21 protein-coding genes are annotated in these 24,500 nt (G+C 58.8%); 11 read left to right on the top strand and 10 right to left on the bottom strand.

Annotated features, from left to right (window positions below):
- The first annotated feature begins 15 nt into the window (after positions 1-15).
- From dut to ACP0GE_RS13420, 3 genes are all read left to right on the top strand, one after another.
- Complete coding sequence (gene dut / locus ACP0GE_RS13410; protein WP_424832434.1) at positions 16-471, top strand: dUTP diphosphatase; 456 nt, start codon at positions 16-18, stop codon at positions 469-471.
- Positions 471-1,508, top strand: coding sequence for a HesA/MoeB/ThiF family protein (locus ACP0GE_RS13415; RefSeq protein WP_424832435.1), 1,038 nt, complete (start codon positions 471-473; stop codon positions 1,506-1,508). Before dut ends, ACP0GE_RS13415 begins: the two co-directional genes overlap by 1 nt.
- A gap of 72 nt (positions 1,509-1,580) precedes the next feature.
- The gene (locus ACP0GE_RS13420) at positions 1,581-3,596 is read left to right on the top strand and encodes a M3 family metallopeptidase (protein ID WP_424832436.1); all 2,016 of its coding nucleotides are present in this window, start codon (positions 1,581-1,583) and stop codon (positions 3,594-3,596) included.
- Here ACP0GE_RS13420 and ACP0GE_RS13425 read toward each other — a convergent pair.
- Genes ACP0GE_RS13425 through ACP0GE_RS13450 form a run of 6 tightly spaced genes read right to left on the bottom strand, consistent with a single transcriptional unit; the run spans position 3,593 to position 10,156 of the window.
- Entirely contained in the window at positions 3,593-4,525 is a 933-nt protein-coding gene (locus ACP0GE_RS13425; RefSeq protein ID WP_424832437.1) for a 2-hydroxyacid dehydrogenase, read from the bottom strand. The two genes, ACP0GE_RS13420 and ACP0GE_RS13425, sit on opposite strands and share 4 nt — an antisense overlap.
- 15 nt (positions 4,526-4,540) lie before the next feature.
- On the bottom strand, positions 4,541-5,680 hold the full coding sequence (rodA, locus tag ACP0GE_RS13430; RefSeq protein WP_424832438.1) for a rod shape-determining protein RodA: 1,140 nt from the start codon (positions 5,678-5,680) through the stop codon (positions 4,541-4,543).
- Entirely contained in the window at positions 5,677-7,626 is a 1,950-nt protein-coding gene (mrdA, locus tag ACP0GE_RS13435; protein ID WP_424832439.1) for a penicillin-binding protein 2, read from the bottom strand. Before mrdA ends, rodA begins: the two co-directional genes overlap by 4 nt.
- Complete coding sequence (locus ACP0GE_RS13440; RefSeq protein WP_424832440.1) at positions 7,623-8,159, bottom strand: rod shape-determining protein MreD; 537 nt, start codon at positions 8,157-8,159, stop codon at positions 7,623-7,625. The genes mrdA and ACP0GE_RS13440 overlap by 4 nt, the downstream gene beginning before the upstream one ends.
- On the bottom strand, positions 8,152-9,054 hold the full coding sequence (gene mreC, locus ACP0GE_RS13445; RefSeq protein ID WP_424832441.1) for a rod shape-determining protein MreC: 903 nt from the start codon (positions 9,052-9,054) through the stop codon (positions 8,152-8,154). The genes ACP0GE_RS13440 and mreC overlap by 8 nt, the downstream gene beginning before the upstream one ends.
- Positions 9,055-9,109: 55 nt before the next feature.
- Entirely contained in the window at positions 9,110-10,156 is a 1,047-nt protein-coding gene (locus tag ACP0GE_RS13450; protein ID WP_424832442.1) for a rod shape-determining protein, read from the bottom strand.
- A gap of 157 nt (positions 10,157-10,313) precedes the next feature.
- On the opposite strand from ACP0GE_RS13450, the gene ACP0GE_RS13455 reads away from it, so the two are divergent.
- Entirely contained in the window at positions 10,314-11,102 is a 789-nt protein-coding gene (locus ACP0GE_RS13455; protein WP_424832443.1) for a 23S rRNA (adenine(2030)-N(6))-methyltransferase RlmJ, read from the top strand.
- 118 nt (positions 11,103-11,220) lie between these two features.
- Positions 11,221-12,960, top strand: a complete 1,740-nt coding sequence (locus ACP0GE_RS13460; protein ID WP_424832444.1) for an adenylate/guanylate cyclase domain-containing protein — start codon at positions 11,221-11,223, stop codon at positions 12,958-12,960.
- Between the two features lie 49 nt (positions 12,961-13,009).
- On the opposite strand, the gene ACP0GE_RS13465 is transcribed toward ACP0GE_RS13460, so the two are convergent.
- Complete coding sequence (locus ACP0GE_RS13465) at positions 13,010-14,584, bottom strand: 2-isopropylmalate synthase (RefSeq protein WP_424832445.1); 1,575 nt, start codon at positions 14,582-14,584, stop codon at positions 13,010-13,012.
- 278 nt (positions 14,585-14,862) lie between these two features.
- Between ACP0GE_RS13465 and ACP0GE_RS13470 the strand changes: the two genes are divergently transcribed.
- Positions 14,863-15,528, top strand: a complete 666-nt coding sequence (locus ACP0GE_RS13470; protein ID WP_424832446.1) for an SDR family NAD(P)-dependent oxidoreductase — start codon at positions 14,863-14,865, stop codon at positions 15,526-15,528.
- 4 nt (positions 15,529-15,532) lie between these two features.
- On the opposite strand, the gene ACP0GE_RS13475 is transcribed toward ACP0GE_RS13470, so the two are convergent.
- The gene (locus tag ACP0GE_RS13475; protein ID WP_424832447.1) at positions 15,533-16,999 is read right to left on the bottom strand and encodes an MORN repeat-containing protein; all 1,467 of its coding nucleotides are present in this window, start codon (positions 16,997-16,999) and stop codon (positions 15,533-15,535) included.
- 152 nt (positions 17,000-17,151) lie between these two features.
- Here ACP0GE_RS13475 and ACP0GE_RS13480 point away from each other — a divergent pair, with 152 nt between their 5' ends.
- From ACP0GE_RS13480 to ACP0GE_RS13490, 3 genes are all read left to right on the top strand, one after another.
- Positions 17,152-18,813, top strand: coding sequence for an NAD+ synthase (locus ACP0GE_RS13480; protein ID WP_424832448.1), 1,662 nt, complete (start codon positions 17,152-17,154; stop codon positions 18,811-18,813).
- A 303-nt stretch (positions 18,814-19,116) separates the two neighbouring features.
- Positions 19,117-19,401 carry a hypothetical protein gene (locus ACP0GE_RS13485; RefSeq protein ID WP_424832449.1) on the top strand — a complete coding sequence of 95 codons (285 nt, stop codon included), beginning with the start codon at positions 19,117-19,119 and terminating at the stop codon, positions 19,399-19,401.
- A 146-nt stretch (positions 19,402-19,547) separates the two neighbouring features.
- Entirely contained in the window at positions 19,548-20,879 is a 1,332-nt protein-coding gene (locus tag ACP0GE_RS13490; RefSeq protein WP_424832450.1) for an NAD(P)/FAD-dependent oxidoreductase, read from the top strand.
- Between the two features lie 2 nt (positions 20,880-20,881).
- On the opposite strand, the gene ACP0GE_RS13495 is transcribed toward ACP0GE_RS13490, so the two are convergent.
- Complete coding sequence (locus tag ACP0GE_RS13495; RefSeq protein ID WP_424832451.1) at positions 20,882-21,814, bottom strand: MBL fold metallo-hydrolase; 933 nt, start codon at positions 21,812-21,814, stop codon at positions 20,882-20,884.
- A gap of 117 nt (positions 21,815-21,931) precedes the next feature.
- Here ACP0GE_RS13495 and ACP0GE_RS13500 point away from each other — a divergent pair, with 117 nt between their 5' ends.
- Complete coding sequence (locus ACP0GE_RS13500; RefSeq protein ID WP_424832452.1) at positions 21,932-22,366, top strand: DUF1801 domain-containing protein; 435 nt, start codon at positions 21,932-21,934, stop codon at positions 22,364-22,366.
- Positions 22,367-22,426: 60 nt separating this feature from the next.
- Positions 22,427-23,752, top strand: coding sequence for a glutamate--tRNA ligase (gene gltX / locus ACP0GE_RS13505; protein WP_424832453.1), 1,326 nt, complete (start codon positions 22,427-22,429; stop codon positions 23,750-23,752).
- A gap of 83 nt (positions 23,753-23,835) precedes the next feature.
- Here the strand turns inward: gltX and ACP0GE_RS13510 are convergent, their stop codons facing one another.
- Positions 23,836-24,405 carry a gamma-glutamylcyclotransferase family protein gene (locus tag ACP0GE_RS13510; RefSeq protein WP_424832454.1) on the bottom strand — a complete coding sequence of 190 codons (570 nt, stop codon included), beginning with the start codon at positions 24,403-24,405 and terminating at the stop codon, positions 23,836-23,838.
- Positions 24,406-24,500: the final 95 nt, after the last annotated feature.

Here is a 24,500-nt window from a genome sequence, read left to right on the forward strand (position 1 = left end):
AAAGAAGGAAACAGGATGGTCGCAATCCGAGTAATCCGTGAAGACGGGGCCGATCCGACAGTGGCACTGCCGTCCTATGAAACCGCAGGCGCGGCGGGTGCAGACGTTCGGGCCAATCTGCCGGGAAAGGCCTCTGTCACGTTGGAACCTGGGGCGCGCGCGTTGATTCCAACCGGTTTGCGTATCGAAATCCCGCTTGGATACGAAGTGCAGGTGCGCCCCCGATCCGGGCTTGCATTGAAGCACGGAATTACGCTGCCGAACACGCCCGGTACGATTGACAGCGATTACCGCGGACCGTTGGGGGTGATTGTCCTGAACGCCGGGCAAGAGGCGTTCGAAATCACCCATGGTGAACGTATCGCGCAGCTTGTTGTCGCGCCGGTCGTGCAAGCCGATTTTGAGCTGGTTGATGCTCTGGGTGAAACCGAACGTGGGGCCGGTGGGTTCGGCTCTACCGGGCGCGGCTGATGCTGCTGGTTCTGCTTCTCGGGGCCGGGCTGTGGGGCGTGGGCTATATTGCCGGTGTGTCGCGGGCTGCGCGCGTGACGTCTGTCGCGGTGTTGCTGCTTGGGGTGATCATCGCACAGCTGGTCTTGCCAGAAGAAAACCCGCTGCGCGTGGCGACCGGCGGTTCGCCTGCCCCCTGGCTGCTCCTGGGTGGTTTTGGCGCTTTGGCTTTGGCATATGGGAAGGTATTGAAAGCGCTGCGTACGGGCGCCGCGCCCGCCCCGGAACAGGAGCCCACCATGCCAGCTGATCAGTTCTCTGAGACCGAATTGGAACGCTATGCGCGCCACATTGTGCTGCGTGAGCTCGGCGGGCCGGGTCAGAAAAAGATGAAACTGGCGCGTGTTCTGGTGATCGGTGCAGGTGGATTGGGCGCGCCTGCCCTGCAATATCTGGCGGCGGCGGGTGTCGGCACCATCGGTGTGATCGACGATGACGAGGTCGAGAATGCCAATCTGCAACGTCAGGTGATCCACCGGGACGCGGATATCGGGATGCCCAAGGTGTTCTCGGCCCAGCAAGCGATGGAGGCGCAGAACCCGAAGGTTGTCGTTCTGCCCTACCATCGCCGACTGAACGAAGAGATTGCTTCGGACTTGTTTTCCGATTTTGACCTGATCCTTGATGGGACGGACAATTTCGACACTCGCTATCTGGCCAATCGAACCGCTGTTGCGCTGGGAAAACCGCTGATCTCGGGCGCGTTGTCGCAATGGGAAGGACAGCTGAGCGTTTTTGATCCCACATCGGGCGGCCCTTGCTATCAGTGCATTTTTCCCGAAGCTCCGGCCCCCGGTCTTGCGCCGTCTTGCGCCGAGGCGGGGGTGATTGGTCCGCTGCCGGGTGTTGTTGGATCGATGATGGCGGTCGAGGCGATCAAGGTGATCACCGGCGCAGGGCAGCCGCTAAGGGGTGAGATGCTGATCTATGACGCGCTTTACGGAGAAAGCCGCAAGATCGCGTTGTCCAAACGCGCAGATTGTCCGATCTGCGGCTGACGCATCAAATTTACCAAGTGCTCTGGATCATCGCGTAGGTCTTGCCTAGCTATATGGGCAAAGGAGATCTGCATGACCAACCCGATCCTGTCCGACTGGACCACTCCGTTTGAAATTGCCCCGTTCGCCCAGATTTCAGATGACGACTTCGCGCCTGCGCTGGAACAGGCGCTAGTCGCGCACAACGCGCAAATTGATGCGATTGCCGCAAACCCGGACGCGCCGACATTTGCCAATACTGTCGAGGCGCTTGAGGCTGCGGGTGAGCAACTGGACAAGGTTCTGTCGGTCTTCTTCACAGTCGCAGGGGCCGACAGCAACCCCAAACGCGAGGAGTTGCAGCGGGACTTTTCACCGAAACTGGCGGCGCATTTCTCGGGCATCTCTTCGAACAAGGCACTGTTTCAGCGTGTGGCGGACCTGTGGGAACGGCGCGATGATTTGGGGCTGACCGAAGAACAGGCTCGTGTTCTGATGCTCTCTCATCGTGGTTTTGTTCGCGCGGGTGCCGCACTAGAAGGCGACAAAGACGCACGGATGCAAGAGATCAAGGCACGTTTGGCGTCGCTGGGTACCTCCTTTACCCAGAACCTGCTGGCGGATGAGCGCGACTGGTTCATGGACCTGGACGAAGAGGATCTGCAAGGCCTGCCGGATTTCGTAATCGACGCCGCGCGGGCCGCAGGGCAGGAAAAGAGCGCGGACGGCCCCGTTGTGACACTGTCGCGATCGATTATCGTTCCGTTCCTTCAGTTCTCGCCCCGTCGCGATCTGCGGGAAAAAGCCTATCGCGCCTGGACCGCGCGGGGTGCGAATGGCGGAGACACCGACAATCGTGAAATCGCCGCTGAAATCCTGAACTTGCGCGAAGAACGCGCCAAACTTCTGGGTTATGCCAGTTTTGCAGACTACAAGCTGGAAACCGAAATGGCCCGCACACCGGATCGTGTACGGGACCTGCTGATGCAGGTGTGGGAACCCGCCAAGACACGCGCCGACGCGGATGCAGAGGTACTAACCGCGATGTTGCAGGAGGATGGCGTCAACGGTCCTTTGGAAGCGTGGGATTGGCGCTACTACGCCGAGAAACGCCGTAAGGTTGAACACGATCTGGATGAAGCCGCGCTGAAGCCTTACCTGCAACTGGACCGGATGATCGAGGCCTCGTTTGCCTGCGCCAACCGCCTGTTCGGGTTGGAGTTCAGACCGCTGGATGTGCCACTTTACCACTCCGATTGTCGGGCGTGGGACGTGACGCGTAACGGTAAGCATATCGCTGTCTTCATCGGCGACTATTTCGCACGCGGGTCCAAGCGTTCAGGCGCATGGTGCAGTGCGATGCGGGGGCAGGCGAAGTTCCCTAAGGAACAGGCCCCGGTCGTGATCAATGTCTGCAACTTTGCCAAGGGCGATCCGGCGCTGCTGTCTTATGATGATGCGCGTACGCTGTTCCACGAGTTCGGCCACGCCCTGCATCAGATGCTGTCCGACGTGACCTATGAAAGCATCTCGGGCACCTCGGTCGCCCGGGATTTCGTCGAGCTGCCAAGCCAGCTGTATGAACACTGGCTGGAAGTGCCGGAAGTTCTGGCCGAATTCGCCACTCATGCCGAAACCGGCGAACCCATGCCGCAAGAGATGTTGGAGAAAGTGCTCAAGGCGGCCAATTTCGATCAGGGTTTCCAGACAGTCGAGTATGTCGCGTCGGCACTGGTTGATCTGGCCTTCCATGATGGCGCAGCCCCGGCAGATCCGATGGCGAAACAGGCCGAGGTTCTGACAGCGCTGGGTATGCCCAAAGCCATCGGGATGCGCCACGCCACGCCGCATTTTGCCCACGTTTTTGCGGGCGACGGCTATAGCGCGGGCTACTACAGCTATATGTGGTCCGAAGTCATGGACGCTGACGCGTTCGAGGCCTTTGAAGAGGCCGGAGGGGCCTTCGACCCCGAACGCGCCAAAGCGCTGGAAGAGAACATCCTGTCCACCGGTGGCTCTCGCGAAGCGGAGGAGCTGTATCTGGCCTTCCGTGGTCGCCTGCCGGGCGTTGAGGCTTTGCTGAAGGGTCGCGGGCTAATCGCGGCTTAATAGCCCAGAGTGCGATCGACGAGATGCAGGTGGGGCTCGCCCGCTTCACCACGTCGAATATTCTCACAAATGACCTGTGCCGCCGTCGGTGGCCGGGTCTCGGACGCGATATGGGGCGTCACAGTCACATTTGGATGAGCCCAGTAGGGATGATCGGCGGGCAAAGGTTCGACGCGGAATACATCCAGCGTGGCATGGCCAACCTCTCCGGCATTCAAAGCATCCAAAAGCGCGTCATCATTAATCAGCGGCCCGCGACCGGGATTGATGATCTTTGCGCCCCGGGGCAACAGGGCGAGTGTATCAGCGTTCAGGATATTCTCGGTTGCGGGTGTGTCGGGCAGCAGCAGGACGACGATTTCCGCTTGTGACAGTGCCGTGCGCAGGCCATCCGGACCGCTTAGGCAGGTGATGCCGGGGATGTCTTTCTGCGTGCGGCTCCAACCGGTGACGTTGAAATTCAGCGCTGCAAGCGCCCGCGCCGACGCTTCGCCCAATTCGCCCAGCCCCAATATTGTGACATGGCGCTGTGAGGCCAAGGGCGGCGGGGCTGGTTCCCATGTGCCATCCTGCCCGGTGATATGGGCATCCATACCCAGATGATAGCGCAGCACATGGCCGACGACCCACTCGGTCATGCCTTCGGCCAGTCCGCTATCGACCATCCGGGCCAGTGGAACCGTAAGCGTTTCGTTGTCGGCGATCTTTTCGACCCCGGCCCATAGGCTCAGCACAGCTTTCAGCCGGGTGAAGGGGGTAAAATCCGTTAGCCCACTGCTGGGAGCATAAACCACATAATCAACCTGATCCGCAGGAATGTCGGTTGAGAGGTGAAAGTCCAACCCGGCCTCGGTCAGCCCTTGCCTGATCAGGGGTTCATAGATGGGCCATTGCGCCGGGCGCGCGGAAAACAGGACGTTCACGGTCATGGGGGGCCTTTCGGGTCAGCGGGGGCGATGAATATGGGCGCTTTGCACAATACCGAATGCGGCCATCAGGACCAGCATCGCTGATCCGCCATAGCTGACCATTGGCAGCGGGACACCCACGACCGGGGCCAGACCCATCACCATCGACATGTTGACCGCAAAAAACAGAAAGAAGTTCAGCGCAATGCCCAAGGTGACCAGTGACGAGAATCGATCCTTGCTCGACAGTGCCGTGACCATGCAGAAGATCAGGATCATCCCATAGAGGATCAGCAGGGTAATTCCGCCGACAAACCCGAATTCCTCGGCCAAGGTGGTGAAGATAAAGTCGGTGTGTTTTTCGGGCAGGAAATTCAGGCGCGATTGCGTACCTTCCATGAATCCGCGCCCGTTCCAGCCCCCGGACCCCAAGGCGATCTTGGATTGGGTGATGTGATACCCGGCACCCAGTGGGTCGGTTGAGGGGTCAAGGAATGTGTCGATGCGACGGAACTGATAGTCTTTGAGTAGCTGCCACTCTGTGCCTCGGCTGTTGAACACCGTTGCGACCAGACCAACACCTGCGGCGATGACGGCCGCGAAATAGGCCCAGTGGACGCCCGCAAGGAACATCAGCCCGCCGCCGGCGGCCAGCAACAGGATCGACGTGCCAAGGTCCGGTTGTTTCAACACCATGAAAGTCGGGATCAGGATCAGCGCAACCGGAATGAGAACCCACAACGGGCGTGATGTTTTGTGTGATGGCAGCCAGTCGTAATAGGCGGCCAGCAGCATCACCAGCGTGACTTTCATCAGTTCAGAGGGTTGTAACCGCATGAATCCAAGGTCGATCCAACGCTGTGCGCCCATCCCGACGGTACCGAACAGTTCAACAAAGACCAGCAATGCAATTGAGCCCAGATATCCCACGACGGACATGTTGCGCCAGAACCAGATGGGGATGATGGCAACGATGAACATGACCACCAGGCCCAGCCCGAACCGTTCCATCTGCGGCTCGGCCCAAGGGGTCCACGACCCTCCGGCGACAGAGTACAGCATCAGAAACCCGGCGCTGGCGACGCTGATCAGCAGCAGCGTCAGCGGCCAGTTCATGTACAGAACTTTGCGGAACCCGGTCGGTGTGGATTTGACGGCATATTCAAGATAGCTCATGCGCGGTCCTTCGCGTCAGGACGCGCTTTGGGACGGCGGTCGCCTTCAAGCCGTTTTTGCTGTTCCTTGATACGGTCACGATCCGCGGTCGGATAAGCTTCGAGCGGTGGCGTGCCTTTGTATAGGGCTTGAAGCATGATGTCGCGCGCCACCGGGGCTGCCGCCTTGGAGCCGCCGCCGCCATGTTCCACCACAACAGCAATGGCGTATTTCGGGTTGTCATAGGGCGCGAAGCTGACAAACAGGGCGTGGTCGCGACGTTCCCAAGGCAGGTCTTCGTTGCGGATCACGCCCGCCGCTCGTTCAGCCTTGGTGATATTGCGGACCTGGCTGGTGCCGGTTTTGCCCGCCATGCGGAACTCGTCGGCGATGATGCGGCTGCGATAAGCCGTCCCGCGCCGGTCGTTCGAGACCGAGAACATTGCCTCGCGGATGTACCTGAGGTTTGCCGGGCTGATTGCAAGCGGTTCCCCTGCACCCGAGTGCTGCTCGACCCCGTCAATCGACCGCACCAACCGGGGCGCGACGGCGCGTCCGGTTGCAATCCTTGCGGTCATCACGGCCAGTTGCATGGGCGAGGCCAGCATGAAACCCTGCCCGATCGACGCGTTGGCCGTGTCGCCAATCAGCCATTCTTCACCGTGTGTCCGCTGTTTCCATTCCTGATTTGGCGCCAACCCGGCGCGCACGGCGGACATGGGAATGTCATGTTTGATACCCAACCCGAGCGTGTTTGCCATTTCGGATATCTTGTCGATCCCGACCTTTATCGCGACGTCGTAATAGTACACGTCGCAGCTGCGCTTAAGCGAGGTATTGAGGTCCACCATACCGTGACCACCGCGCTTCCAGCAGTGGAAGCGACGGCTGCCAACCTTCAGGTGACCTGGGCAATAGACCGTGTTGCCGGGGCCGATGACACCGGCCTCAAGCGCGGCCAGCGCAGTGACCATCTTGAAAGTAGAACCCGGTGGGTATGTCCCTTGAACCGTCTTGTTTGCCAGCGGGCGGTATTTGTCCTCGGTCAGCATTCGATAGTCCGCAACCGAGATACCGCGAACGAACAGATTGGGATCGAAACTGGGGGCAGAGGCCATCGCCCGCAGATCCCCGGTTTCGCAATCGATGACAACGGCGGCGGCGCTTTCCCCGGCCAGCCGGGCCTGTGCATATTGCTGCAGGTCTGCGTCGACCGACAGTTGAAGATCGGCCCCGGCGGTGCCTTCCTGCCGGTCCAACTCGCGCATGACGCGGCCGGTGGCGTTCACTTCGACGCGTTTAGAGCCGGCCCTGCCGCGCAAGGAAATCTCTTGTTTCGCTTCCAGCCCGACCTTGCCAATCTGAAAGCGAGGAATGCGCAGCACCGGTTCCGGGTCTTCGATCTGGCTGAGGTCATAATCACTGACCGGGCCGACATAGCCGACGATATGGGCGAAATCTTCGTATCGCGGGTATTGTCGGGTTGACCCAACCTCGGGCGTGACTCCGGGCAAGGCAGGCGCATTCACTGCGACTTTCGAGATGTCCTCCCATGTGACCTGATCGGCTAGCGTAACAGGCAGAAATGGGGCGGAGCGGTGCATCTCGGTTTTGGCACGTTCGATCTCATCCTCTGTCAGCGGGATCAGATCCGAAAGTTTGGCAATGACCTTGTCGATATCCCCCGCATCCTCGCGCACGATGACGATCCGGTAGGAGGGGGAGTTCTGGCCGATGATTTCGCCGTTACGGTCGTAGATGCGCCCGCGTGTCGGTGGGATCAGGCGGATATTGATCCGGTTTTCTTCCGCAAGCAGGCGGTATTCATCGGCCTGATCGACCTGCATGAACCGCATCCGCGCGGCCAGCCCGCCGATAAACACAACTTGCAGGCCGCCCAAAAGCAATGCCCGACGCGGCAGGCGTTTGTAAGCCAGGCCCTTTGGCTTTGGTGCGCGCGGTTTCATGTGCGCCCTCCCGCGGCAACTGTGTCCACTGTGGACACACGCTGTACCCCAAAGGCGCTCTGACTCAGCAGAACGATCAGAGGGTAGATTGCAATCGTCAGAACCAGTTGTGCCACCGTTGGAACCAATGCAGCCTGTTGGACAGACAGGATAGCAAGAATAATCCGGTTCATGACAAAAATACCGGTGATGACGGCCCCAACGGTTGTCCACTCACCCACAAACCCGGAATCCCGCATCCCCGGCGCTGCCGAGCGCAGATAGGCGGCACCCATGACAACCAGCGCAGCCAACAGTCCCGGAGGGCGTTGCAACAGCAGATCCGCTGTCAGCATGACCGCCGCGATCGCCAGGGTCGGAACGTAGTCTGGGCGACGCAGCACCCAGGCAAAGGTCAGCGCGATCAGCAGGTCGGGAAATGGCCAACGATCCGGTTTCGTATCCAACGGCAACAAGTGCAGAAACAGGACCAAAGCGGCCAGAAACAGGTAAAGGCTGCGTTTCGCCCACAACTGCGACGTCGCTTTATCCATCGCCAGCCTCCTGCGGGGTCAGGGCCGCCTCAGGCTGTAGCGGGCCCACGATACCCCCTGGGTCGCGTATAGGTGTGGCGGGCTGGTATCGCAGCACGCGCAGAAATTCCAAGCGTTCGAAATCGGCGGACAGGCGCACTCGGAGACGGCCACCCGGATCGGCGGAGATCTGGCCGATCAGCAAGCCGCCAGGAAACACGCCGCCATCGCCCGAGGTCACCACCCGGTCGCCCGGCCGCACCAGTTCGCGATTTTCCAGAAACTCCACCACTGGTGAAGCAGTGTTGTCACCCGCAATCAAAGCGGTCTGGCCTGACGGTTGGATCGTCGCCGGTATCGCGCTTGATGCATCGGTTAGCAGGATCACTCGTGCCGTATCCGGCCCCACACCCGAAATACGCCCGACAACGCCAATGCCGTCCATAGTGGCCCAGCCATTCAGAATGCCGTCGCGCTCGCCTACGTTCAGAAGCACCGACTGCCGAAACGGTGAGCCACTGTCGGCCATGACAACACCTGTGACATAGGTCAACCGGGGGTCAAGCCGCACGTTGTTCAGGTCCAGCAACCGGGCATTTTCCTGTTCCAGCTGCAGTGCGGCCTCTTTCCAGGCCCGCATCAGGCGCAGCTCGCTGCGCAGCTCGCGGTTCTGTTCGCTTAGACGTTGGTAGCTTTGGAAATCCCGCGCCAGGTGGACGGCTGCGGTGACGGGGACCATGGCCCATTCCATCGATGGGACGACAGTATCGACCACTTGTGCGCGAAACCGTTCGACCCGGGGGCTATCGATCCGCCAGACGACAAAAATACCCAACAGGCACAGAACCACGATCCCCAGCAGCAATCTGCGCAGAGGGCCTGTGTAGTCATCGCGCTGTGAACGGTCCTTTGCCACAGGACTCCTTCCCGTGCTGCTCGCGTCCGTTTGTCACCCCTAAAGGGTGCGCGCCTTAGCTTTCGTAGTCAATCGCGTGGCGCAGTTGTTTTTCGTATTCCAGGGCCTTGCCGGTGCCCAAAGCCACACAATTCAGGCTTTCATCCGCAATCGACACGGCCAGACCTGTCTGTTCGCGCAGCGCAAGATCCAGATCGCCCAGCAATGCGCCGCCGCCGGTCAGCATCACGCCGCGGTCAACGATGTCTGCTGCCAGATCGGGCGGAGTGGTTTCCAGCGCGGTCATGACCGCCTCGCAAATCGCCTGTACCGGCTCTGTCAGCGCTTCGGCGACCTGCGCCTGGCTGATCTCGATCTCCTTGGGCACGCCGTTCAGCAGGTCGCGACCGCGGATATGCATAGACTGGCCGCGGCCATCGTCCGGCATGCGGGCGGTGCCGATGGTGGTCTTGATCCGCTCAGCTGTCGATTCACCAACCAGCAAGTTCTGCTGACGGCGCAGGTACGAGATGATGGCCTCGTCCATGCGGTCTCCACCAACGCGGACCGAGCGGGCGTAGACGATGTCGCCCAGCGACAGAACCGCAACCTCGGTCGTTCCGCCGCCGATATCGACGACCATGTTGCCGGTTGGGTCTGTGATCGGCATACCGGCCCCAATCGCGGCAGCAATCGGTTCGGCAATCAGACCCGCACGGCGCGCGCCTGCAGACAGAACCGACTGACGGATTGCGCGTTTTTCAACCGGGGTCGCGCCGTGCGGCACACAGACGATGATCTTTGGTTTCGAAAAGGTCGAGCGTTTGTGCACCTTGCGGATGAAGTGCTTGATCATCTCTTCGGCGGTGTCGAAGTCTGCGATGACGCCTTCGCGCATGGGGCGGATGGCTTCGATTGATCCTGGGGTCCGGCCCAGCATCAGTTTGGCATCTTCGCCCACGGCCAGAACTTTCTTGACGCCATCCTTGACGTGATAGGCCACCACTGACGGTTCCGACAGGATCACGCCGCGCCCCTTGACATAGACCAGTGTGTTGGCTGTCCCAAGGTCGATGGCCATGTCTGCTGTGAACAGGCCTCCCAGATTGGCAAAGAATCCCATGTGTCCCCTGATCCTGTATATCAGTTGTTATTTACTGCCCGCGACTCGACGGTTCCGGGACGGATGTCTTATAGGGTGCCACACCGCCCGGTAAAAGGGCTGATTCCGCGACAATCAGCACCTTTCCGCCTTATTGATACGGACTTTAGAGGGCAAAATGCTGTCTTATCAACACATTTACCACGCCGGCAATCTGGCTGATGTACAAAAGCACGCTTTGCTGGCCTGGATGCTGGGTTATCTGGCGCAAAAAGACAAACCCCTGTCCTATATCGAGACGCATTCCGGGCGTGGTCTGTATCAGTTGGATGCCGCAGAATCCCGACGCACGGGTGAGGCGGCAGCCGGGATCGAGCGCGCACAGGCCGAGGGTTGGTTCGATGCACATCATCCGCTGTCCCAAGCCCTACGGCAAGTGCAGAGCAGGCACGGAGCCGCGGCATATCCGGGCTCGCCGATGATTGCTGCAAATCTTTTGCGCAAGTCGGACAGTCTGCATCTGGCCGAACTGCATCCCCGGGAATATGCGGCTTTGGCCGCAGCGATGAGGCCGTATGGGGCGAAAACCTACCAACAGGACGGTTTCGAACTGGCGCAATCGCTGTTGCCGCCGACCCCGCGGCGCGGCCTGATGCTGATTGATCCCAGTTATGAGGTGAAGTCGGATTATGACCGCTTGCCGGGCATCATCGCCAAACTACACCGCAAGTGGAACGTCGGGGTGATTGCCCTGTGGTACCCGATACTGACGGATCGTCGTCAGGCAGCGATGGTGTCTGAACTGAAGTCGCAGAACTTATCCAAGTCAATCTGTCACGAAGTCCCGTTTCCTGCCGCGCGAGAAGGTCACCGAATGGTCGGGTCCGGGATGTTTGTTGTAAATGCCCCCTTTGGGTTCGCCGATGAGACCCACAAGCTGGATACTCTGTTTTCCCGCCTAAAGTGATACTTACCAATACACTGGGGGCGCATTCCCCCAACCCGATACACGCCTAGCATGAAATCGGAAATTCCCTTGTGAGGATAGGCCGCACGGCACTAGACTTGGCCTGAGGGAGGGCGCAATGGATCGCCGACTTGCCGCAATTCTAGCTGCCGACATGGTCGGTTACAGCCGGTTGATGGAGACCGACGAACAAGGCACTCTGGCCCGCCTTCGAACCCATCGGATCGAGCTGATCGATCCCTCGATCGAAAAGAACCGGGGCAACATTATCAAGACAACCGGTGACGGGATGCTGGTGGAGTTTCCAAGCGCCAGTGATGCCGTGGCTTGCGCTGTCGAGGTCCAAAACCGGATGTATCGCCGAAATGCGGATGTGCCAAAAGATCAGCGCATTCAGTTTCGGATCGGCATCAATCTGGACGAGATCATTTTTGAGGACGGCGACATCTTTGGCAGCGGTGTCAATGTGGCGGCCCGTCTGGAGCAATCTGCCGACGCCGGAGAGGTTCTGATTTCCGGGGCCGTGCATGATCAGGTCACCAGCAGGCTGGATCTGGAGTTTCATGATTTGGGCAGCCTGTCTCTCAAGAATCTGTCGCAACCGGTCCAGGCTTTTCGAGTTGCCCTTGACGCCCCGGTCGAGACCGTTGGGGATAGTGCGACACCCGACGGCAGCACGCGGGTCGTCAAGCCAACGATTGCTGTGTTGCCGTTCGAGAACATGAGCGGAGACCCCGAGCAGGAATTTTTCGTCGATGGTTTGACCGAAGACCTGCTGACCGAGCTGAGCCGACGGCACGAATTGTTTGTGATCTCGCGCAATTCCAGTTTTGTTTACAAAGGGCAGGCGGTGAACCTGCGTGAAGTGGGCGAAACGTTAGGTGCGCAATTCATCGTCGAAGGCAGCGTGCGCAAAGCGGGCAATCGGCTGCGGGTGACGGTGCAGTTGATCGATAGTCAGAATGACGCTCATATCTGGGCTGAACGCTATGATCGTGATTTAGACGACATCTTTGCCATTCAGGATGAGGTCACTTCGGCTGTCGTGGCGACTCTGCCGGGTCGAATCGAAGCCTCGCAGCAAGAAGGGCTGACACGTAAAACCCCATCCAGTTTTGCCGCCTATGAATGCGTATTGGCTGCCAAGGTCCTGCATCATCGCAGCACGCGTGAAGATAATGTCGAAGCAACCAAACTGATCGACCGGGCCATAGAAATGGACCCGGACTACGCCCATGCCCATGCGTGGAGCGGATGTATTCGTGGTCAGGCCTGGGGCTATGGCTGGTGCGACGATCCAGAAGATATGCTGGCCCAGTGCGAGGCGGCGATTCACAAAGCCGCGTCCCTGGATGACAATGACGCCGATGTGCATCGCTTGATGGCGGCCGTTGCAATTCTGCGCAACAAGCTGGCCCGCGCGCGCTATCATCAAGAGCGGGCTTTGTCGCTGAACCCGAATTACGATCTGGTTGTCGTTCAGATGGGCGAGTTGCTGACATGGTCAGGTCGCCCGAAAGAAGGCGCAGAATGGATTGAGAAAGCCATGCGCCTGAACCCTCATCATCCCGCCCGATTCTGGAGCCATTTGGGCCGTGCACGGTTCGCTGCCAAACAGTACGAACAGGCCATAGACGATTTTGCCCACCTGCCAATGTTGGATGCGGTTCAAAATGCCTATCTGGCGGCCTGCCATGGATGGTTGGGCAACGCTGAAGAGGCGAAAAAACACGCTGACGCGGTGCATTCCGCGCAGCCGGATTTCAAAATCGACAATGTTGTTCCGACTCTGCATTACGCCGAGGATGCGGATTTGCAGCATTTTGTTCAGGGAATGAAAAAGGCCGGGCTGTCCTGAACTAAAAACGGCCCGGAAAACCGGGCCGTCTGGTTAGGTTTCTTATGGTTCAGGTCAGGTCTTTATAGCTGATTTCCCGGGCGTCCGCGCCGGGGCCCGCCTTTTCCCGACGTACGATCAGACGGTTGAGCGCGTGAATATAAGCTTTGGCCGACGCGACAACAGTGTCCGTGTTGGCGGACTGACCGGTAGCGATCATGCCGTCTTCTTCCAGTCTGACCGAAACGGTCGCCTGAGCGTCAGTGCCTTCGGTCACTGCATGAACCTGATACAGTTGCAGATGCGCTTTGTTCGGATGGACCACACGGATGGCTTTAAAGGTTGCATCAACCGGGCCGTCGCCATGCTCCGTGGCGATGACGTCCCTGCCATCAACTTCCATCTCGACAGTGGATTCCGCCTGACCGCCGGTTCCGCAGGTCACTTTCATCGAGACCAATTGCAGGTGATCGTTGGCCTCGTCATCATCAAGTGTCATCAGTGCGATCAGGTCATCGTCGAACACTTCTTTCTTGCGGTCGGCTAGATCCTTGAAGCGAACGAAAATGTCCTTGAGTTGGTTGTCGCCAACTTCATAGCCCAGAGTGTTCAGCTTGTCGCGCAAGGCCGCGCGGCCGGAATGCTTGCCCAATGGCAGCGACGTTCCCGACAGGCCCACATCCTCGGGGCGCATGATCTCGAAATTGTCGCGGTTCTTGAGCATCCCGTCCTGGTGGATGCCGCTTTCATGGGCAAAGGCGTTCTTGCCGACGATCGCTTTGTTGAACTGGACATTAAAACCGGAAACGGTCGCCACCCGACGCGATAAGTGCATAATCTTTGTAGTGTCGATGCCGGTGTGGTAAGGCATGATGTCGTTGCGGGTGCGGATCGCCATCACGACCTCTTCCAGGGCGGTGTTGCCCGCCCGTTCGCCCAGCCCGTTGATTGTGCATTCGATCTGACGTGCACCGCCCACAACTGCTGCCAGCGAGTTGGCCGTCGCCATGCCCAGATCGTTGTGGCAGTGGGTCGCAAAAATAACCTCATCTGCGCCGGGAACGGTTTCGATCAAGCGCTTGATCAAATCGGCCGATTCCATCGGCGCGGTATAGCCAACCGTATCAGGGATGTTGATCGTGGTCGCGCCGGCCTTGATCGCAATCTCGATCACGCGGCACAGATAATCCCACTCGGTCCGGGTTGCATCCATCGGCGACCATTGCACGTTTTCACACAGGTTGCGGGCATGGCTGACCGTCTGGTGAATTTTGTCGGCCATTTCGTCCTGTGTCAGGTTCGGAATGGCGCGGTGCAGCGGTGACGTGCCGATAAAAGTGTGAATACGGTTGTTGTCAGTGTGCTTGATCGCCTCCCAGCAGCGGTCGATATCGGTGATGTTGGCGCGGGCCAGGCCACAAATACGGCTGTTTTTGGACCGCTGCGCAATCTCGGATACTGCTTTGAAATCGCCCTCGGATGCGATGGGAAAGCCTGCTTCGATGATATCGACGCCCATGTCGTCCAGCAGCTCGGCAATTTCCAGCTTTTCTTCATGGGTCATGGTGGCGCCGGGGCTCTGCTCGCCGTCGCGCAAAGTGGTATCAAAGATCAAGACGCGGTCTTGGTCGGTCACGTTGGTCATGGGAATCTCTTTCTTCTTCTGTCCTAAAGCCTTTGGCGCGCGGGCGTCCTCCTCTGAGCGGGCGCGCCGGATGGCACGCTCAGAGGCGGATTAGGATCAGTAGGCCACGCAGCGACGCACCGCAAAAAGCGGTGTCGGCAACAAGGATATCTGCGCGGTTGATCATGGGGTGGAAGTTATACTGAGCGATTAGGGAATGAAAAGACGGAAATTGACCAAATATCACTTTTCAACTCAATGGAAGTTGATCGGTATCGATTGCCGTCTAGCTTCCCCTCATGGACAGGGCATTGATAATTGGGTCAACCGGCGGGATCGGTCGGGCGCTGTGTGAACAGCTTGACCGGCAACAGGTGACCGTGACGGGAGTATCCCGGTCCGAGGACGGTTTGGACCTGACGCAGCCGGAGACAGCGGAACGTGCCCTGTCGCAGGTTCACGGGCCATTTGATTTGATTCTGATTGCCACCGGTGCGCTTGAGATTGACGGCGCAGCGCCTGAGAAATCAATGCGTGCGTTAACAGCTCAGGCGATGATGGATCAGTTTGCCTTGAATGCGATTGGGCCTGCGCTGGTTCTGAAACATGCAGCCCGTCTGCTACCTCGTGACCGCCGAGCCGTGATTGGCGTCTTATCTGCAAGGGTTGGGTCGATTGGCGATAACCGGCTGGGTGGCTGGGTCAGCTACAGGGCGGCCAAGGCTGCCGTGAATCAGATTGTCCACACAGCCGCTATTGAGCTGGCGCGGACGCACAAGCAAGCCGTATGCGTTGCGTTGCATCCCGGAACTGTCAGGACAGCTTTCACCCAAAAATACCTTGGACGACACCCCGCGGTCGCCCCCGGTGAAGCAGCGCAAAATCTGCTAAGCGTGATCGATACGCTGACACCCGCCGAAACCGGCGGTTTTTTCGATTGGGCCGGTCAGCCTGTGCCGTGGTAGCGGGCTACCCGTCGCTTGCGTCGGTGTCGGATGTGTTGCCTTCCGTCGCGGCCTCGGGGCTCGTGGTTTCGCTCTCGGTTTCCGAGGTCAGTTCGCCATCTTCCCAGACACCTGTCTTTACGTCCCCGCTTGCGTAGCGCATTGTGCCATCGCCGTGGTGTTTGTTGTTCAGGAACGTGCCCTCGTAAACGTCACCCGTTTCATAGGTCGCGATACCCGTGCCGCTGATTTTACCGTTTACCCACTCGCCATCATATTCGAACCCGGTTGGCATAACGATCTTGCCATTTCCGTGGCGATCCCCGTTTTCAAAATCACCTTCATAGACTGTTCCATCAGCATAGGTTGCCCTGCCTGTGCCCTGCCGCTGACCTTCGACCCAGTCGCCATCATAGATGTAGCCGTTGGCGAGGGTCAGGGTGCCTTTGCCGTGATTTTTGGCGTTCTTAAACTGTCCTTTGTAAACGGTGCCGTTGGGGTAAGTTGAGACGCCTTGGCCTTCGATCACGCCGGCAATCCAGTCGCCATCATAAGTGGCGCCATTTGTGTAGGTGATCCGGCCTTGCCCTTCTGCCAGATCAGCGACGAAATCACCGACATAGATTGAACCATCAGGATAGGTGACTTCGCCCAGCCCTTCGATTTGCCCATTGTTCCATTCGCCGGTGTAAACAAACCCATCGGTTCCGGTATAGACACCCTGGCCATGACGAAAATCGTCACTAAAATCGCCTTCGTAGACATCGCCATTTGCGTAGACGACTTTGCCCTTTCCCTGACGACGTCCATCCGAAAGGGAACCTTCATATACATCGCCATTAACGTAGGCCAGCTTTCCGGTGCCGGTCATCAGGCCTTCGATCCAGTCGCCTTCGTATGTGTGGCCGTCGGCAAAAACCATCTTGCCCTTGCCGTGGCGCATACCGCCGCGAATATCGCCTTCGTAGACGCTACCATCCTGCGCGGTAATCTTGGCTTTGCCCTGTTTGACACCATCGACCCAGTCGCCGTCATAGATGTGTCCGGTCTCACTGGATAGAATCCCCTTGCCGTGACGGCTCCCGTCTTGGAATTGGCCTTCATAGCGCCAACCGTCAGCATATGTCGCAATACCGGTTCCGCTTATCGCGCCATTTGTCCATTCGCCCTCGTATGAACCACCGTCAACATAGGTGATCTTGCCGCGCCCGTCGGGCTGGCCTTTGACGAACGTGCCCTCATAGATCGCGCCGTTGGCATAGCGGGCCGTTCCGGTGCCCTGAATCTCGCCTTCGACCCACTCGCCAGAGTATTCGAAGCCGTCCGGAAGCCGATAGGTGCCGGTGCCATGGCGTAATCCGTTTTCGAACGTGCCTTCATACACACCGCCAACTTCGTCATCCGCTGCAATAATCAGCCCTTGCTGAGCTTGAGTGGCCTGTGCCGCGCAAATAATTGCTGCAACGGCAATGGAGTTTTGGATCAAATTCATTCTGGTACCTGCCTGCCCTGGTTCGGGTTGCATCCTTTTGCCCAAAACTAAGATACCGCTGGGGGCAGGGCAACGGCTTTTGCCGCATTTGGCTTTCACTTGCAGCGTGATCTGCTAAATGCCTTGGGGACTGACGAAAACAAGAGGGCAAAATGGCCGATCGTTTCCGCATCACGCTGGCGCAACTCAACCCTGTGGTCGGGGATATCGAGGGTAATGCGGCCAAGGCCCTGGAGGCATGGGAGCAGGGGCGCGCAGCCGGGGCTGATTTGGTGGCCCTGCCCGAGATGTTTATCACGGGCTACAATACCCAGGATTTGGTGATGAAGCCGGTGTTTCACCGCGCCGCGATGGACGCTGTCGAGTCGCTGGCAAAAGAATGCGCAGATGGTCCGGCCCTGGCTATCGGTGGTCCTTGGGTTGAAGGTGACAGCCTTTATAACGCCTACCTGATCCTCAAGGGGGGACGTGTCTCAAGCAAGTCGCTGAAACATCACCTTCCGAATGAAACGGTATTTGATGAGGTGCGCCTGTATGACGCCGGACCTTTGGGCGGGCCCTATTCGGTCGGCAACACAAGGATCGGTAGCCCGATTTGCGAGGACGGATGGCACGAGGATGTCGCCGAAACGCTGGCCGAAACCGGGGCCGAGTTTCTGCTGATCCCCAACGGCTCACCCTATTTCCGCGACAAGTATGACGTGCGTCTGAACCATATGGTCTCGCGCGTGGTCGAGACGGGGCTGCCGCTGATCTACCTGAACATGGTGGGTGGCCAGGACGATCAGGTGTTCGATGGTGCCACGTTCGGGCTGAACCTCGGTGGCGAGCTGGCGTTCCGGATGCCCGTGTTTGATGAGGCCGTGGCCCATATCGATCTGGAACGCGGTGATGAAGGCTGGCGGATTGTGCCTGCCGAAGTTGTGCCGCAACCGGACGCGTGGGAGCAGGACTATCGCGCGATGGTGCAATCCCTGCGCGATTATATGGGCAAGACCGGATTCAAAAAGGCCGTGCTGGGTCTGTCCGGGGGGGTTGATTCCGCTCTGGTCGCTGCGATTGCCGTGGATGCCATCGGAGCTGACAATGTCCGCTGCGTCATGCTGCCATCGGAATTCACCAGCCAGGCCTCTTTGGATGATGCCGAGGCCGTGGCGAAGGCGTTGGGCGTTCATTACGATTTTGTTCCGATTTCGCAGGGCCGTGCGGCGGTGACCGAGACTTTGGCGCCCTTGTTCGCGGGTCGCAATGAAGACCTGACCGAGGAAAACATCCAGTCCCGCCTGCGGGGCCTGTTGCTGATGGCGATCTCGAACAAGTTTGGCGAGATGCTGCTGACCACGGGCAATAAATCCGAAGTCGCCGTGGGATATGCAACGATCTATGGCGATATGAACGGCGGCTATAACCCGATCAAGGACCTGTACAAAACGCGGGTTTTCGAGACGTGCCGCTGGCGCAATGCCAACCATCGCGACTGGATGATGGGGCCTGAGGGCGAGGTTATCCGGCCTTCAGTCATTGACAAGCCGCCCAGTGCAGAACTGCGTGCGGATCAGAAGGACAGCGACAGCCTGCCGGACTACCCGGTGCTGGATGCGATTCTCGACATTCTTGTCGATCAGGACGGCTCTGTCGCCGATTGTGTCGCAGCCGGTTTTGATGAGTCCGAGGCGCGTCGGGTCGAGCATCTGATTTACATCAGCGAATACAAACGTTTCCAGTCTGCTCCGGGCACACGGCTGACATCACGTGCGTTCTGGCTGGATCGCCGCTATCCAATCGTGAATCGCTGGCGCGATAGGGAATCCTGAGCGACCTTTCATGATCTGTGGCGAGGCGCGTAAGGGCTCTTTCTGCGCTATAGTTTACATTTTGCGCTCAATTTCCAAGATGTGCTATTATTGTTCATGATTAACAGCAAGTTGTGGCCTGTATCGGCGCGGATAACTTGCATTTTTGTCGAATTTTTGCCACATTTATGACCGGGGTTTGCCTCAGTTGGGCAATCGTCGCGTAGCCGGGTCATGGGCCAAGTGTGCTCACGTCAACCGGTTTGCGAAACTGGGTAAAGGCGTCCGTGTGTGTGGACGCGTGTTAAGTGTTTTGGTGGTCAAATGTATAACGAATACGACAAATCGCTACATTCGCCGCTTAGGTACAAGGCGATGGAGTCTCCGGCTCAGGAACTGGATGAGACGGCGACAGACAGTGCTATTGCGGGCATTCTAAGCGATGATGCTGCGGCGGACCTGCAGGAACTCTCTGAGGAGCCTCTGCGAAGCGCCAGTTTTCCGTCACTGACACCGCAGGACGAAGCTGAGGAAGGGGACAAGCCTCAGGAAACCGGTGTTGCCGCCATTCTGCGCCAGACATGGGCGCATCTTTCGGGCGCGGCCTGACATTCGCCCCAAAGCGCCCGATCAATTCAGGCAATTGTCTTTGTGCCACAGGTTCGGGCAAACGCCCGGCGTATCGCTTTTCCACATTGAGTGTTTTCTGTTCCTGGGGCTCCATGCCGGTCCAGAGAATTGTTGTTGAGTGTTAGATGCCCGGCCCAAAGCCGACACATGTTGAATCCGATTTCACTTTGCCCAAACAGGTAGATGCCGTTGTTATCGGCGGCGGTATTGTCGGTGTGTCCACTGCGCTGGAACTGGCCGAACGTGGTGTTTCGGTGCTGCTATGCGAAAAGGGGCAGATCGGCGCTGAACAGAGCTCGCGCAACTGGGGGTGGGTGCGTCTGGGCCGACGCGATCCCCGGGAAATCCCCCTGATGCTGGAATCTATTCGTATCTGGCAGGGGCTGGATGCGCGGATTGGTCGGAAAACCGGTTATGTTCAGTCCGGCATCTTGTTTGGCGCGCGGGATGCGCTGTCCGAGGGGCAGCTGAATCGTTGGTTGCGGCATCTGGACGGGCTGCAAACCGGTGCGCGCATGGTTTGGGGTGCAGAGCTGGATGACTTGATGCCCGGCCGGAACATGGCCTTGTCTGCCGCCTTGTATACCCCGCAGGATGGGCGGGCCGAACCGCAATGGGCTGCCCCTGCAATTGCCGAAGGTGCCCGGGACAAAGGCGCGGTGATCGTGACCAATTGCGCGGTACGGAGCCTTGATATGCAGGCGGGGCAGGTTGCGGGGGTTTTCACCGAACGGGGTCGGGTGGCTTGCGATCAGGTTGTTCTGGCTGGCGGTGCCTGGTCGCGACTGTTTGCCGGAAACGCGGGTGTTGTACTGCCGCAGCTTAAGGTTCTGAACACGGTGATGCGAACTTCTCCGGTTCAGACGGGGCCAGAGATCGCGCTTTGGTCCGATGAATTTGCTATCCGCAAGCGGGCGGACGGGGGCTATACTATTGCATCCGGGCATCAGAATACCGTGGACATCGTACCGGACAGCTTGCGCCTTGGGTGGCAGTTCCTGCCCGCTTTTGCGCAGGAATGGCGGTCGCTGCGGTTTCGTCTGTCGCGGCGCTGGACGGAAGAAGCGCAGCAGGCGCGCCGCTGGTCGCCTTCGGACATCACTCCGTTCGAAAATTGCCGGGTTCTGGATCCGGAGCCGTCGAAAAAATCGTTGCGCAAGGCGTGGTCCAGCGCTTGCAGAACCTTTCCTGATCTCAGTCAGTCGGATGTGGTCGAAAGCTGGGCGGGTATGATCGATGTCACCCCGGACGCTATCCCGGTGATATCTGGTGTGGACGACCTGCCGGGGCTGTGGATTGCCACCGGGTTCTCGGGCCATGGCTTTGGGATCGGCCCGGGCGCAGGCCGCTTGATGGCCGAGCTTGTGACGCAACAGACACCTTGCGTGGATCCGACCGCTTTCCGCCTGTCCAGATTTACGGACGGGTCAAAAGTGCGGCCGGACCCGGGGTACTGACATCACCCCATCATCTGATAGCTGACCGGGACAAAGCGGAAGCCGTCCCCGCGCGTTTCCACATAACCCGCAGCCGGGAACGGCATATGGTAGCCGATCATTGGAACCTTGTCGGCTGCCAACAGGCCCAGAACATTGCGGCGCGCGGCGGTGGCGGCTGCTTTGTCCATGTCAAACCGGACCTCCCATTCGGGGTGTGCAAAGGACCAGACATAGTGGTTGGCCAGGTCCGCAGTCAGGATCAGGCGTTGGCCGTTGTTTTCCAGATGATAAACCATATGCCCCGGTGTGTGGCCGAAAGCCGCCATTGCGGTGATGCCTGAGGTGACGTCGCCGCCGTCTTCGATGAAGGTCATTTTTTCGGCTTGCGGAGTGACTTTGGCGGCCACCAGATCGCCGACCCGGTTACCGGCCTCCTGTGCGGCCCAGAAATCGTATTCCGGTGCAGCCGTCACGAACCGGGCATTGGCAAAGGTCGGCGCATCGTTGGTCGTCATGCCGCCAATATGGTCGGGGTGCATATGGGTGAGGACTACAACGTCGATCTGATCCGGCGTCACGCCTGCATCTGCCAACGCGGCCTGAATGCCGCCCTGTCCCAGGCCAGTGTCGAACAGAACCAGTTCAGATCCGGTGTTGACCAAAGTCGGCGTGAAAAAGAACTGCGCGACATCTGGGGAAATGAAGTTATCAGCCGAGACTTTGGCAAAGTCTGCGTCCGAAGCGCCTCCGCCAAAGATTTCCTGGGCGCCGTCGCGTGGCAGGCTGCCGTCCAACAAAGTGGTGACGGTGAAATCGCCAAGCTGAAAAGATTTGGCGATTGTCGAGTTGGCCTTGGTCTCGGCACCCGCCGCCAAAGTCGGCGTTGCCGCCACTGCAAAAGGCAATGCTGCGGCTGTTCCAAGGGCCGCTCGGCGTGTCAGTTTGATGGTCATTGTAGTTCTCCCTGTCAGAACATCAGGTAATCACCTAGGTCGATGAGCGCGTCCTTCCACTCTAATACCACCAACAGATAGGCTGCGTGGATGAATATTACGTGTTAAATTTTGTTCATGCCGCGATCTCAGAACAAAACGACCCCAACCGATCAGACTGCCGAGAGCTTTCTGGCGGGCGTTCAGCCACCGCGCAAAGCAGAAGAAGCGCATGCGCTGGACGTGTTGTTCCGTGAGGTGACCGGTTTTGAACCGGTCATGTGGGGGCCGTCCATCGTTGGGTATGGGCGGTATCATTACCGCTATGCCTCGGGGCGAGAGGGGGATTTTCTGGCAACGGGTTTTTCCCCGCGCAAGGCGGCGCATTCGATTTACATCATGCCCGGCTATGCGGATTTTGGTGGTATCCTGTCCCGGTTGGGAAAGCACAAGCTGGGTAAATCGTGCCTTTATGTAAACAAGCTGGCGGATATCGATCTGGACGTGTTGTCCGAATTGATCCGGGCGGGGTTGAAAGACCTTGACCGGCTTTGGCCGGTCGCTCCGATCTGAACGCCTTCGCTGGACAATTGGCTGATCCTGTGACAAGAGCCGCGCCAACAGGAGACATCCATGACCACCACCCGTTTTGCCCCGTCGCCCACCGGTTACCTTCATGTGGGTAACCTGCGCACTGCCGTGATGAACTATCTGATAGCCCGCAAGGCTGGCGGCACGTTTATTCTGCGCATCGACGACACCGATCCTGAGCGGTCGAAAGAAGAATACGTCGATGCGATCAAGCAGGATATGGAATGGCTGGGCCTGCATTGGGACCGGGTCGAGCGTCAGTCGGATCGTCTGGACCGCTATGCCGATGCTGCCGATAAGCTGCGGGAATTGGGCCGGTTTTATGAGGCATTCGAGACCCCGACTGAACTGGATCTGAAGCGCAAGAAGCAACTGAACATGGGCAAGCCGCCGGTCTATGACCGCGCCGCGTTGAACCTGTCGGATGCCGAGAAAGAAGCTCTGCGCGCCGAGCGTGGGAACGGCGTTTGGCGGTTCAAGCTGGATCATGCGCGCATCAACTGGACTGATGGCATTCTGGGCGACATCTCGATTGACGCGGCCTCGGTTTCCGACCCGGTACTGATCCGGGGCGATGGTCAGGTTCTCTATACGATTGCGTCCGTTGTAGATGATACCGAGATGGGCGTGACCGATGTGGTGCGCGGGTCCGACCACGTGACAAACACCGCGACGCAGATTCAGATCATCGAGGCGCTGGGCGGTGCCTGCCCGCGTTTTGCGCACCACTCGCTGCTGACGGGCCCGCAGGGTGAGGCGCTGTCGAAACGTCTGGGCACGCTGGCGTTGCGTGATCTGCGCGAGCAGGGCGTGCAGCCAATGGCGCTGCTGAGCCTGATGGCGCGGTTAGGTTCGTCTGATCCGGTCGAACTTCGTTCGGATATGTCCGAGCTGATCGACGGGTTTGACATCAGCCGATTTGGCGCTGCGCCAACCAAGTTCGATGTGCAGGACCTGTTCCCGCTGACCGCCCGGCATCTGCAATCGCTTCCCCTGGCAGACGTAGCTGACGCCGTAAAAGAAGCAGGTGTTCCGGCCGATCTGGCCGAACCTTTCTGGGCAATGGCACGCGAAAACATCACCACTTTGGCCGATCTCAAGGGCTGGTGGGAACTGTGTCGCGACGGGGCAGAACCTTTGATCGCGGACGAAGATCGCGCGTTTATTGCCGAAGCGATGGCCCTACTACCTGAGGGTCCGTTCGACGGCGAAACCTGGGGCGTGTGGACCAAAGCGGTGAAAAAGGCCACAGGTCGTAAAGGCAAAGGCCTGTTTATGCCGCTGCGCAAGGCGCTGACGGGCATGGAGCGGGGGCCGGAAATGGCGGCGCTGCTGCCGTTACTACAAGTGATCCGGTCGCGGGGTTAGGAAAACGCGCCTGACGGCGCGTGCCTCCGGCGGAGGTATTTTTGAACAGAAGAAGGGGCGGGCGTTTTTGTCCGCCCTATTCGTTACGCAGGTTGGACGAGCCTGGCTGATATACGGTTGAGGCGGTCGTCGACAAAGTTTGCTTCGGCGGGTTTCAGCTGTTGGTGGCGCGGGTAACGTGGTTCGGCACGGTCATTCAGGATCGGAGCGTCCCATCCATCGGTTGTGGCAAAGAAACGGTCCGCCCCGTCTTCACCGAATGTCCGCAGATACCCCTGCACGACGACATCGATATAGCTGAGCAGCAGAGGGTGTTGATTGTTGGGATCGTTGTGGCGGTTTTCCGGCACGGCATAAACGGCAATTTCGACCTCATGTTCGACGGGGTGTTTCACCGAAGATGTTGCGGGAATGCGATCATAGGCCCATTCCCGCTCGTCCAGCGCTGCCCAGTCGTTTTTTGGAACGTGAGCGATCATGCCTTCAATCTCGGAACCCGGGTCAGGTACCGCTGTCAGGAAGGCTACGGGGCGCAGGTCCGTGTGCTTCCACGCGCGCTTCCACCCTTTCAGCACGGCAGGGCGTGGGTCGGGGAAGTCATGAGTGGCAAGGTTTACAAGGCTGCCATAGCCAAAGAAATAGGGGTCTGCCATACGCCGGTCTGTCCTTCTGTCGCGATTGATGTATGTCAAACCGGTTTTTTACCCGACATGCAATAAGGCTTCATCTTGATTTGAGGGAGGCCGCC

Source organism: Ruegeria sp. (genome assembly GCF_965243365.1).
In the GTDB taxonomy this organism is placed as follows: Bacteria; Pseudomonadota; Alphaproteobacteria; order Rhodobacterales; family Rhodobacteraceae; genus Ruegeria.